This is a genomic window from Candidatus Pyrohabitans sp., from assembly GCF_054014795.1.
In genome coordinates this window covers 1-15216 of record NZ_JBPMGE010000049.1, presented here as the reverse complement: position 1 = coordinate 15216, position 15216 = coordinate 1, and the positions used below count along the sequence as shown (strand labels likewise).

The 15216-nt window shown below is 53.2% G+C and carries 18 protein-coding genes; 5 read left to right on the top strand and 13 right to left on the bottom strand.

Annotation, left to right across the window (positions count from 1 at the left end):
• Positions 1-4 precede the first annotated feature (4 nt).
• From ACXJJW_RS05445 to ACXJJW_RS05405, 9 genes are all read right to left on the bottom strand, one after another.
• Entirely contained in the window at positions 5-757 is a 753-nt protein-coding gene (locus tag ACXJJW_RS05445) for a Nif3-like dinuclear metal center hexameric protein (RefSeq protein ID WP_456474724.1), read from the bottom strand.
• On the bottom strand, positions 754-1170 hold the full coding sequence (locus ACXJJW_RS05440) for an HIT family protein (protein ID WP_456474723.1): 417 nt from the start codon (positions 1168-1170) through the stop codon (positions 754-756). Before ACXJJW_RS05440 ends, ACXJJW_RS05445 begins: the two co-directional genes overlap by 4 nt.
• Position 1171: 1 nt before the next feature.
• A complete protein-coding gene (locus ACXJJW_RS05435; RefSeq protein WP_456474722.1) occupies positions 1172-2356 on the bottom strand; it encodes a geranylgeranyl reductase family protein in 1185 nt (394 codons plus the stop codon).
• Between the two features lie 2 nt (positions 2357-2358).
• On the bottom strand, positions 2359-2535 hold the full coding sequence (locus tag ACXJJW_RS05430; protein ID WP_456474721.1) for an ATP-binding protein: 177 nt from the start codon (positions 2533-2535) through the stop codon (positions 2359-2361).
• Between the two features lie 92 nt (positions 2536-2627).
• Entirely contained in the window at positions 2628-3137 is a 510-nt protein-coding gene (locus ACXJJW_RS05425) for a PIN domain-containing protein (protein WP_456474720.1), read from the bottom strand.
• The gene (locus ACXJJW_RS05420) at positions 3134-3439 is read right to left on the bottom strand and encodes a UPF0175 family protein (protein ID WP_456474719.1); all 306 of its coding nucleotides are present in this window, start codon (positions 3437-3439) and stop codon (positions 3134-3136) included. The genes ACXJJW_RS05425 and ACXJJW_RS05420 overlap by 4 nt, the downstream gene beginning before the upstream one ends.
• A gap of 48 nt (positions 3440-3487) precedes the next feature.
• A complete protein-coding gene (gene dnaJ, locus ACXJJW_RS05415) occupies positions 3488-4627 on the bottom strand; it encodes a molecular chaperone DnaJ (RefSeq protein ID WP_456474718.1) in 1140 nt (379 codons plus the stop codon).
• A gap of 3 nt (positions 4628-4630) precedes the next feature.
• Positions 4631-6544: a molecular chaperone DnaK gene (dnaK, locus tag ACXJJW_RS05410; protein ID WP_456474717.1), complete on the bottom strand. Its 1914-nt coding sequence runs from the start codon at positions 6542-6544 to the stop codon at positions 4631-4633.
• 1 nt (position 6545) lies between these two features.
• Positions 6546-7094, bottom strand: coding sequence for a nucleotide exchange factor GrpE (locus tag ACXJJW_RS05405; RefSeq protein WP_456474716.1), 549 nt, complete (start codon positions 7092-7094; stop codon positions 6546-6548).
• A 112-nt stretch (positions 7095-7206) separates the two neighbouring features.
• On the opposite strand from ACXJJW_RS05405, the gene ACXJJW_RS05400 reads away from it, so the two are divergent.
• The 3 genes from ACXJJW_RS05400 to ACXJJW_RS05390 are packed head-to-tail and all read left to right on the top strand — an operon-like array spanning position 7207 to position 8960.
• Positions 7207-7437 carry an AF_0619 family ribbon-helix-helix protein gene (locus tag ACXJJW_RS05400; protein WP_456474715.1) on the top strand — a complete coding sequence of 77 codons (231 nt, stop codon included), beginning with the start codon at positions 7207-7209 and terminating at the stop codon, positions 7435-7437.
• Positions 7438-7863: a PIN domain-containing protein gene (locus tag ACXJJW_RS05395; protein ID WP_456474714.1), complete on the top strand. Its 426-nt coding sequence runs from the start codon at positions 7438-7440 to the stop codon at positions 7861-7863.
• A 38-nt stretch (positions 7864-7901) separates the two neighbouring features.
• Entirely contained in the window at positions 7902-8960 is a 1059-nt protein-coding gene (locus ACXJJW_RS05390; protein ID WP_456474713.1) for an mRNA surveillance protein pelota, read from the top strand.
• A 79-nt stretch (positions 8961-9039) separates the two neighbouring features.
• Here ACXJJW_RS05390 and ACXJJW_RS05385 read toward each other — a convergent pair whose 3' ends face one another.
• From ACXJJW_RS05385 to ACXJJW_RS05375, 3 genes are read right to left on the bottom strand one after another with little or no spacing between them, the layout of a single operon-like run.
• Positions 9040-9633 (bottom strand): amino acid kinase family protein, encoded by a 594-nt coding sequence (locus ACXJJW_RS05385; RefSeq protein ID WP_456474712.1) that lies wholly within the window; start codon positions 9631-9633, stop codon positions 9040-9042.
• Entirely contained in the window at positions 9620-10591 is a 972-nt protein-coding gene (locus ACXJJW_RS05380) for a hydantoinase/oxoprolinase family protein (protein ID WP_456474711.1), read from the bottom strand. The genes ACXJJW_RS05385 and ACXJJW_RS05380 overlap by 14 nt, the downstream gene beginning before the upstream one ends.
• Complete coding sequence (locus tag ACXJJW_RS05375; RefSeq protein WP_456474710.1) at positions 10588-11547, bottom strand: ATP-grasp domain-containing protein; 960 nt, start codon at positions 11545-11547, stop codon at positions 10588-10590. Before ACXJJW_RS05375 ends, ACXJJW_RS05380 begins: the two co-directional genes overlap by 4 nt.
• A gap of 636 nt (positions 11548-12183) precedes the next feature.
• Here ACXJJW_RS05375 and ACXJJW_RS05370 point away from each other — a divergent pair.
• Positions 12184-13449 (top strand): GTPase, encoded by a 1266-nt coding sequence (locus tag ACXJJW_RS05370; protein WP_456474709.1) that lies wholly within the window; start codon positions 12184-12186, stop codon positions 13447-13449.
• A 166-nt stretch (positions 13450-13615) separates the two neighbouring features.
• Positions 13616-14872 (top strand): MgtC/SapB family protein, encoded by a 1257-nt coding sequence (locus tag ACXJJW_RS05365; RefSeq protein ID WP_456474708.1) that lies wholly within the window; start codon positions 13616-13618, stop codon positions 14870-14872.
• Here ACXJJW_RS05365 and ACXJJW_RS05360 read toward each other — a convergent pair.
• Complete coding sequence (locus ACXJJW_RS05360) at positions 14854-15132, bottom strand: SpoVG family protein (RefSeq protein ID WP_456474707.1); 279 nt, start codon at positions 15130-15132, stop codon at positions 14854-14856. The two genes, ACXJJW_RS05365 and ACXJJW_RS05360, sit on opposite strands and share 19 nt — an antisense overlap.
• Between the last annotated feature and the right edge of the window lie 84 nt (positions 15133-15216).

The following is a 15216-nucleotide window of genomic DNA, read 5'->3' as shown; positions in this document are numbered from 1 at the left end:
CTAATCACAGCCCTGTATCGTGCTCTATGAACACGACCTCAAGTCCGAACTTCTCTCTCAGGTGTTCCCCCACTGCGAGAACGCCGAGCTTCTCTGTGGCATAGTGTCCCGCGAAGACCAGGTTAACCCCCAGCTCCTCAGCCAGCGAATAGGCGCTGTGCGATGGCTCGCCCGTAAGCAGGGTGTCCACCTTTATCCTCTCGGCATCGAATATGGCGCTCCATCCCCCGCCGGAGACAACACCTACACGCTCTGCATAGCCCCTGAAATCTATGCTCCTGCACCTCACACCTAGACGCTCCTCCACCAGGGATGTGAAGCTCCCCACACTCATCCTCTGGGGAAGCTCACCCCAGTAGCCTATTCGCCTGCCGTGATACTCACCAAACTCACCCTTCCGCTGAATTCCCAGCACCTGCAGAAGCTGCGCATTGTTTCCGAGCTCAGGATGCGCATCCAATGGCAAATGGCACGCATAAAGCGAGAGCTCAGAATCCAGCAGGAGCTTCAACCGCGCCCTGAGGGTACCCCTTATGCTCTTAATGCCGCCCCATACTAAGCCGTGGTGCACAAGGAGCATGTCTGCACCCTGCTTCGCCGCCTCCTTAAAGACATAGCTGCAGGCATCGACGGCAAGGGCCACCTTCTCAACCCTCTCCCTGCCCTCAACCTGCAGCCCATTGGCGCTCTCATCGCCGGCGAAGTCTTCGGGCTTTAAAAGCTCATCCAGGTGATCTACAAGCTCTCCAAGTTTCATCCTACCCTACCTTTAATCTTCTCGGCTATGCTGCGCATCTCGCTATCGCTTAGCTTCTCACCCTTAACCTCAATCTTAAGATCCTCCTCTGCATAGCGCGGCACCACATGGACATGGAAGTGGTCCACCACCTGCCCTGCCACTCTGCCCTGATTGACCCACAGGTTGACGCCCTTTGCATCCAGCGCACCAAGCGATGCCTCCGCCAGCTTCGCCGCCGTGGTGAACACCTCCCTGACCTCCTGGCCGCTGAGCTGGCTCAGCCTCTCCACGTGTCTCTTTGGCACCACCAGAGCATGTCCCCTGGTCACAGGATTTATGTCCAGAAAGGCTAAAGCAAGCTCGCTCTCGTAGAGCCTGTAGCAGGGTATCTCCCCCTTCACAATCCTGCAGAATATGCAATCTTCGCCCATGCTACATCAACTCCTTAGCGGCTTTAATCAGGTGGGGGCGCTTCATCAGAATCTTTGCCAGCTTGCTCAGGTGCTCGCCGTTGGCAAAGGCAACCACGTCATCGCCGGTGAGCTGCTCCGCCAGGTAGTCCAAATCCTCATCGCTGAGCTGCTCAATCGCGCGGCGCAGCCTGTAGATGCGGTGGAGGATCTCACCACGCGCAGCGCGCCACTCTCTGTCATACTTCATGAGCGCAGCCTCGCTCACGTCGCCCTTCTCTATAGCTTCGGCTGCCACCCTGCTGGCTATTCTGCCCGCGAAGCTCGCCTCAAACACGCCGCCGCCGTGAATGGCATTAACCTGGTGCGCAGCGTCGCCCACAATCATCAAACCATTGCCCACCAGCTTCTCAAGGGGTGCACCCACAGGCACACCACCGGCGTTGACCTCGATTATCCTGCCCTCGTTGAAGGGCTCATGCCTCGCTATCCACTCATCCAGGTACTGCTTTGCGGTCTTCGTCGAGACGTTGCCCCCTATGCCTATGCCCACGTTCGCCACGTCCTTCCCCTTGGGGAAAACCCACACGTAGCCTCTGGGTGCGATATCGCTTCCGAAGTACAGGTCCAGCATGTCCGGCTCCTCCAGGTCAACGACCATCTCGTACTGATAGGCACTGTCTATGTCCACCAGCCTCTGGGTGGAGTTTATCCCTGCCCATCTGGCAACCTTGCTCTCAACGCCGTCCGCCGCCACGACGACCTTCGCCTCCACGCTGAAATGCTCCCCGTGGCGCTCCACCTCGACGCCCCTAACAAAGCCGTCCTGCATTATTAAACCCACAACCTCACTCTTCGCGAGCACCTCTGCGCCTGCACGTGCAGCCTCAATGGCGAGAAGCTTGTCGAACATCTTGCGCTCAATCACCCAGCCCACCTGCTCTGCATAGCGCACACTCACGCACTTGCCATTGGGCGCAATCACATTCGCACCCCATATCTCATTTATGCACCAGCGCGGGTCCGGTTTTATTCCCAACGTTTTGGCGCCGTTTACGCTGAAGCCCTCGCCGCAGCGCTTTGGGGCGCCTATCTCAGGGCGCTTCTCCAGCAGCAGTACATCCAAGCCCTTCTCTGCCGCCGCCTTTGCGGTGTTGCTGCCTCCCGGTCCGGCACCCACAACAACCATATCATAAGCATCCTTCACTGCTACACCTCCCTTATCGCACCCACGGGGCAGAACTTGGTGCAGCTCCCGCAGTCTGTGCACTTCTCCTCATCAACAATAAGCTTTACCCCGTGCTCCAGGGTCAGGGCAAGAAAGGGGCACACGCCCACACAGCCTCCGCATGACATGCAAAGCTCATACTCCACCTTCCTCGGCATTACATCACCTTCCTTAACTATTGTGCTGAAACTTTTAAAAGTTGTGCAGGAGTTTTTGAGCATGTGAGATATTTGAGTTGTGGATTGGAGTACTATGTTTTCTGGATTTTCTCTATCGCAGCCTCTATTATGCCTGGCTCTATCCAGAAGCTCTGGGGATCATCTCTGAACTCTTTGAGAATGTTCAAGGCTTCATCTATGCTGATTATCCCTGTCTTGATAGCATCGAACAAAACCCCTATGCTCCCTTTAACCTTTAAACCTTCTGCTTTTGCAGCCCTTCTACCCTGACTCTCGTTAATAAGAAGAAGCTTAGCGTTGATTTCCTTTGCAAGCTGAATTGAATCAGCTTCTCCTTTGTGTATCAGGTACTTCTGAACCAAATAATCAGAGGACGACTTAGCTCTGGCTATGCGGATACTCTTGCCTATATACCTCTTAACTACTCTCGCATCTTCCCTTCCAAGAAGAAGCCCTTCCTCAACAACCTCCCTGTAAACCTCCCCTGTGATCATCACCTCCTTATAAAGGGCAAACAGAATTTCAAGCTTCCCCACTTTAGCGAGATGGATAAGTGGCGTTGAATCACTCACCACTCTCATGCGGTGTCCTCTTCAAGCTCTTCTCTACCATAGCGGAGGTAAACTCCTCTCTTTCCAAATTCCTCTAGGGTTTCTCTCAGGGTTAGACCGAGCAGGTCGGCTGCCTCCCTTGCAGTTATCCTCCCCTCTTTGTAAAGCTGAGCAGCCTCCTCTATCGTCGCCTTTCTTGTATACTCCCTGAGTATCTTCCGAATGCCGTCACGGATTACTTCTGAAAGGTTTGAGTAGTGCTTGCCTATCAGGTACTTTTCTGCATCTTTAACAAGTTCTTCAGGTATGCTTATAGTCTTCTTTATATGCATCTTTTATACCTCTTTAGCAGGTATAAAGTTAACAATAGTAAAGTAAAATCACCTAAATACCCCGCGCACCTCCTCGGCTATGCGCGTGAATATGCCCTTCTCCCTCGCCCTCTCCAGCTCCGCCAGCCTCTCGAAGAGCTCCCGCTCCTCCTTTGTCAGCTTGGTGGGCGTCCTTACTATAACACTGACAACCAGGTCGCCCCTGCCGTAGCCGTTGAGGGTGGGCATCCCCAGCCCCCGAAGGCGGAAGCTCTCGCCCGTCTGCGTCCCCGGGGGTATCTTCACCTTCGCAGAGCCGCCATCTATCGTCGGGACATCAATCTCACTCCCGAGCGCCGCCTGAGAGAAGGTTATGGGCACCTCAATGTAAAGGTCGTTGCCAGCGCGCCTGAAAATCTCATGCTCTCGCACATGAATCACAATGTAGAGGTCCCCCGGCGGTGCATTCTGCTCACCAGCCTCGCCCTCACCAGCCAGGCGGAGCCTTGCCCCGGTATCAACGCCGGGAGGTACCTTCACAGTGAGCTTTCTGAGCTTTTCCACCCTGCCAGCGCCCCTGCACTCACAACAGGGTTTCTCCAGAATACTCCCCTCACCCCTGCACCTCGAGCAGGTGGTGAACTGCGAGTAGGTGCCGAAGGGTGTGCGCTGAGTAAAGCCCACACTTCCCCTGCCGCCGCAGGAGGGGCATGTGCTGCGCCCACTTCCCGGCTCTGCACCACTCCCGGAGCAGCGCTCACAGGTCTCAAGGCGACGGTAGCTCACAACCTTCTCGGCACCCTTCGCCGCCTCCTCCAGGGTTATCTCCATATCAAAGCGCAGGTCGGCGCCCCGCCTTGGTGTTCGCCTGGCACCGCCCCCACCAAAGAACATATCGAAGATTCTGTCTATGCTTCCGAAGCCCAAGTCAGAGAAAATGTCCTCAAAGCTCGCAGAGCGGAATATGTCCTCCTGGGAGAAGCGCTCATCTATACCCGCGTGTCCATAGGTGTCGTAGAGCCTGCGCTTCTCAGGGTCGGAGAGCACCGCATACGCCTCGCTTATCTCCTTGAACCTCTCCTCGGCCTCCCCGCTTCTGTTCCTGTCCGGGTGGTACTTCATCGCCAGCCTGCGGTAGGCCTTTTTAATCTCTGCCTGGCTTGCGTCTCTGCTAACGCCGAGAATCTCATAGTAGTCCTTCTTTACCATCGTCTACCCTTCGCCCCGCTTCTTCTCAGCGTCCTCGTACTCCGCATTTATAACCTTCTCGTCCTGCTTGGCCTCCGACTCCTGCTCCTGCTGTGCCTGCGCCTGAGCTGCAGCCTGCTGGTATATCGCAGCACCTATCTCGCTCACAGCCTTGCGGAGCGCCTCCGTCTTTGCCTTGATCTCCTGGATGTTGTCTCCCTTGAGCGCACCCTTCAGCTCCTCAACGGCTCGCTTTACGGCTTCGACCTTCTCTTTGTCCACCTTGTCCTTGAACTCCTCAATTGTCTTCTCAGAGGAGTAGATGAGCGAGTCTGCCTCATTCTTCGCATCCACAAGCTCCTTTCGTTTGCGGTCCTCCTCCTCGTGCTCCTTGGCCTCCTTGAGTATGCGGTCTACCTCCTCCTCACTCAGATTTGTCGTAGCTGTGATTTTTATGCTCTGCTCCTTGCCTGTTCCAAGGTCCTTGGCCGAGACGTTGAGTATGCCATTCGCATCTATGTCGAAGGTAACCTCAATCTGAGGCACGCCCCGGGGTGCGGGTGGTATTCCGTCCAGAATGAACCTCCCCAGCGAGTGGTTATCCGCTGCCATGGAGCGCTCCCCCTGGAGCACATGTATCTCCACGCTCCTCTGGCCGTCTGCGGCTGTGGTGAAGACCTTGCTCTTCCGCGTGGGTATGGTGGTGTTGCGCTCAATAAGCTTTGTGAACACCCCTCCGAGGGTTTCAATTCCCAGTGAGAGGGGGGTTACGTCCAGGAGCAGGAGGTCCTTAACCTCGCCCGATAGAACGCCTGCCTGCACCGCAGCACCGATGGCAACGCACTCATCAGGGTTTATGTTCTTATAGGCCTCTCTGCCGAAGAAGTCCTTGACAAGCTGCTGCACCATGGGCATTCTCGTAGCGCCGCCCACCAGGATTACCCTGTCTATGTCCTCCGGCGAGAGCTTCGCATCGCTCAGCGCCTGCTTCATGGGCTGAACAGTGCGCTCCAGCAAATCGCGGGTCATGGCCTCGAATTTCGCCCTGGTTAGTGTCATGCTCAGGTGCCTTGGCTGACCATCGCTGCCCGCCGTTATGAAGGGCAGATTTATCTCTGTCTCCTTTAGGCCTGAGAGCTCAATCTTGGCACGCTCAGCCGCCTCCTTGAGGCGCTGCATTGCCATCCTGTCTTTACTTAAATCTATGCCCTCCTGCTCTTTGAACTCCTCAATCAGCCAGTCGATTATCCTCTGGTCCCAGTCGTCTCCACCCAGATAGGTGTCCCCACTCGTGGCCTTTACTTCGAATACGCCATCCCCGGTTTCGAGGATACTCACATCAAAGGTTCCTCCGCCTAAATCGTAGACCAGGATGGTCTGCTCCTCGTCCTTGTTGAGGCCGTAGGCAAGCGTCGAGGCTGTGGGCTCGTTGATTATCCTCAGAACCTCCAGGCCGGCGATTTTGCCAGCGTCCTTGGTTGCCTGCCTCTGGGAATCGTTGAAGTAGGCGGGTACTGTGATTACCGCCTTGGTTATCTTCTCGCCCAGGTAGTTCTCTGCGTCGTCTTTGAGTTTTTTGAGGATCATGGCAGAGATTTCCTGGGCTGTGTACTCCCTGTCCCCTATTTTGACCCTGCAGTCATTCCTGGGTCCGCGCACCACCTTATAGGGCAGGCGCTTCACATCCTCTATAGCCTCGTCGTAGGTTTTGCCAATCAGGCGCTTTATTGAGAATACTGTGTGCTCAGGATTTGCGACTGCCTGCTTCTTTGCGGCGCTCCCAACGAGGCGCTCACCCTTTGAGGTGAAGGCCACCATGCTGGGCGTGGTGCGCCCGCCCTCGGCGTTGGGTATAACCGTGGGCTCTCCTCCTTCTATGATCGCCATGCAGGAGTTGGTCGTTCCCAGGTCTATACCAATTATGCGCTCCTTTGCCATGTCAACCACCTCGCTTTGCAACCTTAACCTTAGCGTAGCGAATAACCCTGCCGTTCAGGGTGTAACCCTTCTGAAGAACCTCTAAAATTTCCCCCTCCTCGCAGTCCCCGCGCTCCTCCACGGCAATGGCCTCGTGGTAGTAGGGGTCAAGGCAGCCCTCGCATGCTATCTCCTTCAGCCCCTCCCTTTCGAGGATGCCCCTGAGCTGGGCGTAGATGAGCTGCATGCCTTCGAGCAGGGCTTTTTTGCCTCTCGCCTGCTTCGCATTCTCCAGGGCGCGCTCAAAGTTGTCGAGCACCTCTAAAAGCTGGGTGACAATCCGCTCTCCGGCGAGCTTTGCCATCTCCTCCCTCTCGCGCCGCATGCGCTTGCGATAGTTGTCAAAGTCGGCCTGGAGGTAGCGCAGGCGATTCAGGTAGTCCTCAGCCTGCGCCTGTGTTTGCCTGAGCTCATCTTTAAGTGATGCCAGCTCCTTCTCCAGCTCCTCAACTCTTGCCTCAGTCTCAGCACCCTCGCTCATGCCACCACCGGGATAAAAAGTAATTGGCAATCCTATCCCGAAGGCTTTGCATAACAAGATTAAAATTTTTAATAACGAAAGGTAAGAAAACGCCACGAAGTTTTGGAAATTTTTAAATATGCTATAAACTCAGTATTACGTAATGGCTGAGTTAAGAATAATCATACCAGAAGAACTAAAAAGGAAGATGGAAAGATTCAATATCGACTGGCCTTCTGTAGCGAGGGAGTTGCTTAAGAGAGAAGTAGAGGAATTAAGCGAGTTAAAGGCAATAGTTTCAAAAAGCGAACTTACCGAAGAGGAAGCACTGGCGCTGGGCAGGAAAGTTAATAAATCCCTTGCAAGAAGGTTTAAAGAATCGGCGATGAGATGAATGTTGCTGGTTGTCGATGCCAACATCATATTCTCAGCTCTTATTAAGGGAGGGAAAACCTTAGATATATTTATTTTGAACAGAAGGATTAATAGATTCAAATTCATAGCTCCAGAATACCTTATGGTGGAAGTAGAAAAACACATTGACGAGATAATCAACAAAACAAAACTTTTACCTGAGGAATTAGAAAAGGTGTTGGATTTTCTGGAAAGGGAAATAGAATTTATACCTTTTGAGGATTTTAGAGACTTATATGAGAAAGCAGAACAGCTGTCTCCTGATCCGGATGATGTGCAGTACTTTGCGCTTGCTCTTAAGTTTGGAGGTACAATATGGTCCAACGATAAGGCATTGAAGAATCAGCCGAGGATTCAAGTGCTTTCTACTCAGGAATTATTAAGTGTGCTCTCAGAGGCCATTTAGGCGCTACCTTTATCTAATCTCTCGCCTATTCTAAGAAGATGAAAATACTCCACCGCAACCTGAAGGAGGGCAAGTTCAAGCTTCGGCCCGAGAACATCGACGACCTGTGGTATCTGAAGAGCATCATAGAGGAGGGCGACGCAATATACGGCGTTGCCTACCGCAGGGTAAGAGATGAGGAGAGGGTGCGCGCAGACAAGGGCGAGCGGGTGCGCATGTTTCTGGGCATTAAGGTTAAGCAGGTGGAGTTCGCGCCCTATGCGATGCGCCTTCGCATCACCGGTGAGGTCTTCTCTGGACCCGAGGATTTGATATCCTTCGGCACCCATCAGACGCTGGAGGTCAAGCCCGGCGACGAGGTTATGCTGCAGAAGCAGGAGTGGCGCCGCTGGCACCTTGAGCGTCTTGCCGAGGCCGAGAAGGCTGCAAAGGAGGCGCGGGTGCTCATCGTCGCTGTGGAGGATGGGGAAGCAGAGTTTGCGCTCATCCGCAGGTACGGCATCGACTACATTACAAGAATTGTCGGCGGCATAGCAGGTAAGCGCTACGCAGCGCAGCACGAGGCGAGTGCAAAGCAGTTTTATGCAGAGGTGGCAAAGAAGATAAGCGAGGTTGTGGAGAAGGAGCGCGTCGAAGCGGTGGTGCTCGCAGGACCGGGGTTCTGGAAGGAGTCGCTGCTGGAAGCAATTAAAGAGCGCTACCCGAAGCTGGCGAAGCGCTGCTACCTCGAGGGTACGGGATGCGGAGGAAGAAGTGCAGTGCAGGAGGTGCTGAAGCGCCGCGCCATAGAGCGCATCCTTGAGGAGAGCCGCATCTCTGAGGAGACGGCGCTGGTGGAGCGCTTCTATGAGGAGCTGGCGAAGGAAGGATTAGCGGCCTACGGCATCGCAGAGGTGAGCAAGGCCATGGACTACGGCGCCGTGGAAACGCTGCTGATAAGCGATGCCTTCCTGAGAAAATATCCGGAGAGCGATTCACTTATTGAGAAGGCAAAGGCGATAAAGGCGAAGGTGCTCATAGTGAGCACAGAACACGAAGCTGGCGAACGCCTCGAAGCCATAGGCGGCCTGGCTGCGATTTTGAGGTACAGGGTTTAGTTCTGTATTCAGCTTCGCGCAAGCAGCCTCTTAAACCTGCCTTCAAATTCTCTGGTGTTGCTCTTTATTTAAAGGGTTGTCAGGGCACCACCCTCGTGCCCACCGCCTCGCCGCGCAGCAGCGCTTTAATCACCTCGGCGCTCCTGCCATTCGCAACCACGCAGGCGATATTGTACCTCTGCAGAAGCTTTGCCAGGTAGGCATCGACGCAGGTCTCACCCAGCTTATCAAGCTGAGCTGCTTTTATCTCATCCACAAGCGTGCCCTCAACATAGATTCCATCCACATCGGTGAGTATCACCAGGCGCTTCTCCCCAAGCTGGGCTGCGATATAGCAGGCGATGCTGTCGCTGGTAACCCGCCATGAGTGGGGAAGAGGGTCCCGCTCTCGCATGAGCCGGTAAGGCAACAGCACCGCTGGCAGTCTCCCGTCTAAGCTCTGCCTCGCAGGTATTCCCGAGACGTTTGAAAGGAACTCCCCGTAGGCATTCATGGCGGCGATTGCCATGAAGTGGGCTGCACTCTCGCTCAGGCTGTGTTCCCTGTACACCTTCCTCACAGCGTCCGCAAAAACTCCGCCCCCAGGCACAATCAGCACCTCGTGTTCGCCAAGCACTGGAAGTATCTCCCTGGCATGGCTGAGCAAACTTCCCCCGAATTTAACCACGCGCATCGTCAAGCACCATGTAGGCTAAGCCAAGGCAGGGCAGGTTGTCGTACGCAGGAGTAACCTCCGCGAGATCGCGCCACGCCAGGTTCGCAGCCATAGCGGCGCGCCTTCCCAGCGCTCTCCCAATGCCTGCGAGGTAGGCAATGCTTAACCCATAACCCTCGCCGACCCTGCGCAGCGCCTCAGCTATGTTGCCTGCCTGCCTCTCCGCTAGGTAGCGGCAGAGCTCAAGAAGCTCAGCCTCGCCCACCTCGCTTAAATCTGCGCACAGCAGGCGCGCAACCCTGCGCAACGCAGCCTCACGGTTCTTCTCGCCGCCGTCTGGGGTGTCGCAGGAATACTCAGTCAGCTCCCCAAGAATCAGGTACAGGTCGGCGGTTATCGCAAAGTATTCGCTCGCGGGTCTTATTAGGTAGCCCCGAAAGGGTATCTTCTCCGCTATTGTGCTGAGAGGCGTTCGGAGGTAGCCCGTATACACAAGCTGTCCAGCGAAAAGGCGCTCCAGGTCGGTCTTCCTGTAGAGCACCTCCCCCCGCCTGAAGGGTACAACATCGCAGGTGGTGCTCCCTATGTCCAGAAGCACACCCTCACCAGAGAAGCGTTCCAGGTAGTAGACGCTCGCCACGTAGTTGGCGCCCGCAAGCTCCGCAAAGCTTTCTGGCTCCTCCACAAGCCTCTTCTCCACGCTGAGAAACCTCGCCTCCGGGAAGAGCTCCTTGACCATGCTCGTAACGTAGTCAACGCCCTCCTGCTTGCTCTCAAAGACATCGCTCAGCTCTGCGGTCAGAGTTACAGCCACGCTCTCTGCAGGAGGAGCGATGCTGCGCAGGAAGCCGCGAAGCTCCCCCTTCCTCCTCCAGAAGGGGAAGTAGTGCACCTCGTTCTTCACCACTTCCTCGCGAGCCTCGTTGAAGAGCAGAAGCTTTGTGTTCGCCCCGCCTATATCCAGTGTCAGAATCATCCTATCACCCTTATCATCATGCTCACCTCGCCTATGGAGGCGAAGGCATTTTTTGCAAAGCCGTAAATCTTCTCAAGCTTCACCCTCCGCCTTCGCTTTATCTCAGGTAACGCCTCGCGGTAGTAGTTTTTAAGGAGGAGTTCGCCAAGGTTTATTCCGAGAGCTTCGTCCAGCGCCGCCGCTGGCGTTGTTATGCGCGGGTTTACCTCTATTACCCAGAGCTCTTCCCCAAGAACAAAATCCACGCCAACATAGCCGGCTAAACCCTGGATGCTCTCCACCGCTTTGATTATCTCCTCCATCCCGGTGTCCAGGCTGAGAGGCAGCTCCGCCCCGATATAGCTATTGCCGTTGAACTCCTGGGTGTTCACACTCAACAGCTTTATCTCATCGCCAACTATGAGCGAGGCGCTCATTGGCCTGCCCTCAACATACTCCTGGAGGAGGTAACCCTGTGGCAGGGATGCAAGCTCCTCCTCACTGGTGATTATGCGGAGTCCCTCACAGCCAGCACCCAGGCGGGGCTTTGCCACCAGGGGAAAGTCGAGGGTGGTGGTGCCGCGGAAAAGCTCTGCTCTCGGCTGATTAACGCCGCGCAGAGCGCAGTAGCATGCATACTTATCGCCGGCGATGGCCACGCCCCGCGAGGCAGAGCCCAGGTTTTTGACTCCGGCATTTTCCAGCTTCCTGGTGAGGCTGAGCAGAAGGTTGTCGCTCTCCGGGGCTATGATAAGCGCATGCTCCTCCCTCTCGAGCATCGCCTCAAAGCTTTCCTCCCAGCTCTCTGCGCAGGCCAGCTCGGGAAAGTAGGGCATGGTTCTGCCGGTGAAGGAGGCAACCTTCTCAACCTTGGCGAAGCCCTCGTAAAGGGCCCGGAACATGGCCAGGCCTTCTACGGCGATGCTCTCGGGCAGAGCTTCGCGGGTGCAGGTGGCATACTCGAAGAGGAATACCATACTTAGGATTATGCTGGGCGAATTTTTAAGGGTAGTGGTGGTTCTGTTTAGCTTTATTACTGGTGTGATTGTAGTATCCTGAAATCATTTCCTGGTGTTACTACTTTTGCATAGTTAAGCTCACCTAGAAGAAGGTCAGGTGGATAATACGTCAGAAGGGGCTGGTGAGGGCAGTTCCGGGTGGAGCTTGGAAGTAATCAAAAAAAAGAGTTACTTAAAAAAGAAAAGGGGATTAAAATGACAAAGGAAAATTAAAACAAGTTTCTTAATGTCCCTGTTAGCTACATGCGTATAGATTTGGGTTGTTCTCAAACTTTTAGATCCAAATAATTGTTGAATGTATCTTATATCTGCTCCTACTTTTGTTTGAGTTCTCAAGCAGAATTCTCTGGGTGCTTTCCTGATCTCTTCACAATCATAAGATATGACCTTCCGCCCTGTGGGAGTACTTACTGAGCTTTATTTCTTCAATGAGCCTGCCTTATGAGCAGGTACTTCTTCTAATGTAAAAGGTGGCTCAGCTTTAGGGTATCTATGGTATTTTTAATATTAATATCATTAATATCTGGCGAAAGGTTTAAGTTTGCGTATTCGCAATGTTAATAAGTTTGATGAAATGAGTGGGGGATAATCATCATGGCGATAGACAAAAATACGGCAGAAGAACTGTTAAGAAATATTGACGGGTTGTTTGAAGAGGTTGTGAAATCTCTGGATCTGAAGGATGAACATAAAAATTGGTTAAAACAGGCTGTTTTAGATCCGGCAATTCAAGAAATAAAAGAGCTTGTTGAAGAAAGCAGACCCCCAGTGATGTACTTTATCGGCAGGAGTGGACATGGTAAATCCTCACTTGTAAATGCACTCGCCAATAAGGAGGTTGTAGAGGTTGGACATGTTGTACCTACAACATTTGAATCCACGCGCCATACTATACTCTTTGAAGAAGCTTACTCAACATGGGATATCATTGACTCTCGTGGGTTATTTGAAACAACATCGCCTGATGGAGGTCCTCCACATAATGTAGTTGAAGAAATTAAAAAAGATTTGAAGAAATATGAGCCAGATATTTTTTTGCATGTTATTTCCGCCCCAGAAGCAAGGAATTTACAAAATGATTTTAAAGTGTTTAAAGAAATATGTGAGCAGGCCGAGGATACATTAGGATCCATTCCACCATCTGTAATTATTTTAAATAAAATCGACACATTGGGGAATCCACGAGATTGGCCACCAGAAAAATCGGCAGAAAAAGGGGGATTAATCAATGATCTTTTGAAATACATGATAGATGATGTATTAAAAATTCCTGCTGAGCCTATAGATCTGAATTATCCAATAAAAGGGTACAGACTCAATGATGAGAGGTATATTGGGATTATTCCTGTTTCATCACTGAAAAATGATTTGTGGAATATAGAAACCCTATCTGATTTTATCGGTACGTCTCTACCAGAAAGCGCACAACTGAATTACTATCAAGCTCAGCGACGTAAAGAACAACTAAGGAAGATTTGCAGGTCACATATTACAAATAGATTTGCTAAAATTGCTGGAGGAATAGGCGCATCTCCTGTTCCTATTTCTGATATTGCGGTTTTAACCCCACTCCAGTTGTTAATGATTGCAATGATAGGTGGCCTTTCATGCAGAGATTTTAGCACTAATACGGCTAAAGAATTCATCAAAGCAAGTAGTACAACATTTGTAGCGGCAGTGGGCTTAAGAGAAGTTGCACGGCAACTTGTAAAATTAGTCCCTGGTGCCGGGATGGTCATAAGCGGAGCTATTGCTGCAGCTGGAACATATACAATAGGAAGAGCTGCAGAAGCCTATTTCTTCTCTGGTGAGATAAGAAAACCAGAAGAATTCAAAAATGAATGGGAAGAGATGACTTAATGTTACCTGACAGCGGCATAGAGCCACGTCCATATTGGACTTCGCCCAAATTTACCCGCTTACACTTCGAAAACCCTATATCCCCAAAACATTATACGTCTCGCGTATTACAACCAAAACCTTCGTGGCGACATGCTTTAAATAGCGCGGTGTCAAAATTCTCTCCATGCAGGTTTTTGACGCCCAGCTGATAGAGTCGCTCATAATCGCCTCCCTCGCCGGCGGCCTTCTGGGCATAGAGAGGGAGATGGGAAAGAAGGTTGTCGCCGGCACGCGCACCTTCATGCTCACATCACTCATGGGAGCGCTGAGTGTAAATATCTCGCAGACCCTGGGCTCTGAGCTTTTCTTAGTATGGGTTACCCTCGGGATGTTTCTAATCGCCCTCTTCATAGGTGTGGTTAAGAACTTTCTCGTAGAGGACATCGGCATTACCACCCTCGTTGCGTATGTGCTCGCCTTTGCAATAGGTGTGCTGATAGGTGCCGGGTTCCCACTGCAGGGCGTGGCAGCGAGCATCCTCGTCGCCGTTATTCTCGCCGGCAAGCGCTACTCCCGAGCGCTCTCAAAGGCGATGAGCTTCCGGGAGATGACAAACGCTCTGGAGTTCGGCATTGTAGCCTTTGTGCTCTATCCCCTGCTCCCAGATGAGGCGATAGACCCTTACGGGTTGATAAGCCCCCGCACCCTGGTTTTTGTGGTGATAGTGGTCTCAACCATCGGCTTTGCCGGCTTTCTGGCGCTGCGCTGGTTCGGGGCGGAGCTCGCCCTGCCTGTGACAGGCGCTCTGGGTGCGCTGGTTAACAGCCAGGCCACCGTCGGTGCCCTCGCCTCGCGGGTTAAAGAGGAGACGCTGCTGGAAAAGCCTGCGCTTCAGGGTATACTTCTCGCCAGCGGTGTGGCGCTGTTCAGAAGTCTGCTCATAGCGGCGCTTTTAAGCCAGGCGGTGGGCAAGGAGATGCTTCTGCCAATGGTGGGCATGGCCCTGGTGAGTGTGCTCCCGGTACGATTTAAATTTGAGAGAGAGGCGCTGCAGGGTAAGAGGCTGGAGGTATCCCTGCCCTTTGCGCTTGTACCCGCGCTCAAGTTTGCTCTGCTGTTCACAGCCATAACTGCACTTGCAAAGCTTGCCCAGAGCTACGGCGGGCTTGGCCTGTACCCCACCGCCTTCTTTGCCGGCTTCGTTTCCAGCGGCGCCGTGGTGGCGAGCTTCGCCTCTCTTGCGGCAAAAGGTGAGCTCAGTGCGAGCATAGCCGCGAACTGCGCTGTACTTTCTGCAATAGCGAGTGTGCTCAGCAAGATTGTGCTGGTAAAGGCCAGCGGCACCCCCCCGCTGGCGGCGAAGGTTATGAGATACTACTCCCTAGCAATCGCAGCCGGGGTGGCGCTCATCCTGCTGAAAACCTACCTCCCGCCTTCGTAAGCGTCCAGCACGGCGCTTACAAGAACGTCCCTTGCTTCTCTGGAGATGGGGTGGAACACATCCTTAAACTCGCCCCGCTTATTTCGCGTGGCGGGCATGCTCACCCACAGCCCCTTCTCCCCGTCCATTACGCGCAACCCGTGCACAACATAGGAGTTGTCAAAGGTCACGCTGGCGTATGCCTTCAGATTTCCAGAATCTTCCATCCTGTATATCTTCACATCGGTAATTTCCATGCCTTTCACCTTCTTATCTACCATTTCACATCTGTCACGCCCCTTCAGGGGCCTAATTTAGAATGGTAGTGAGGTTTTTAAACCTTTCCCCTGTGCGGCGGAAAAGTG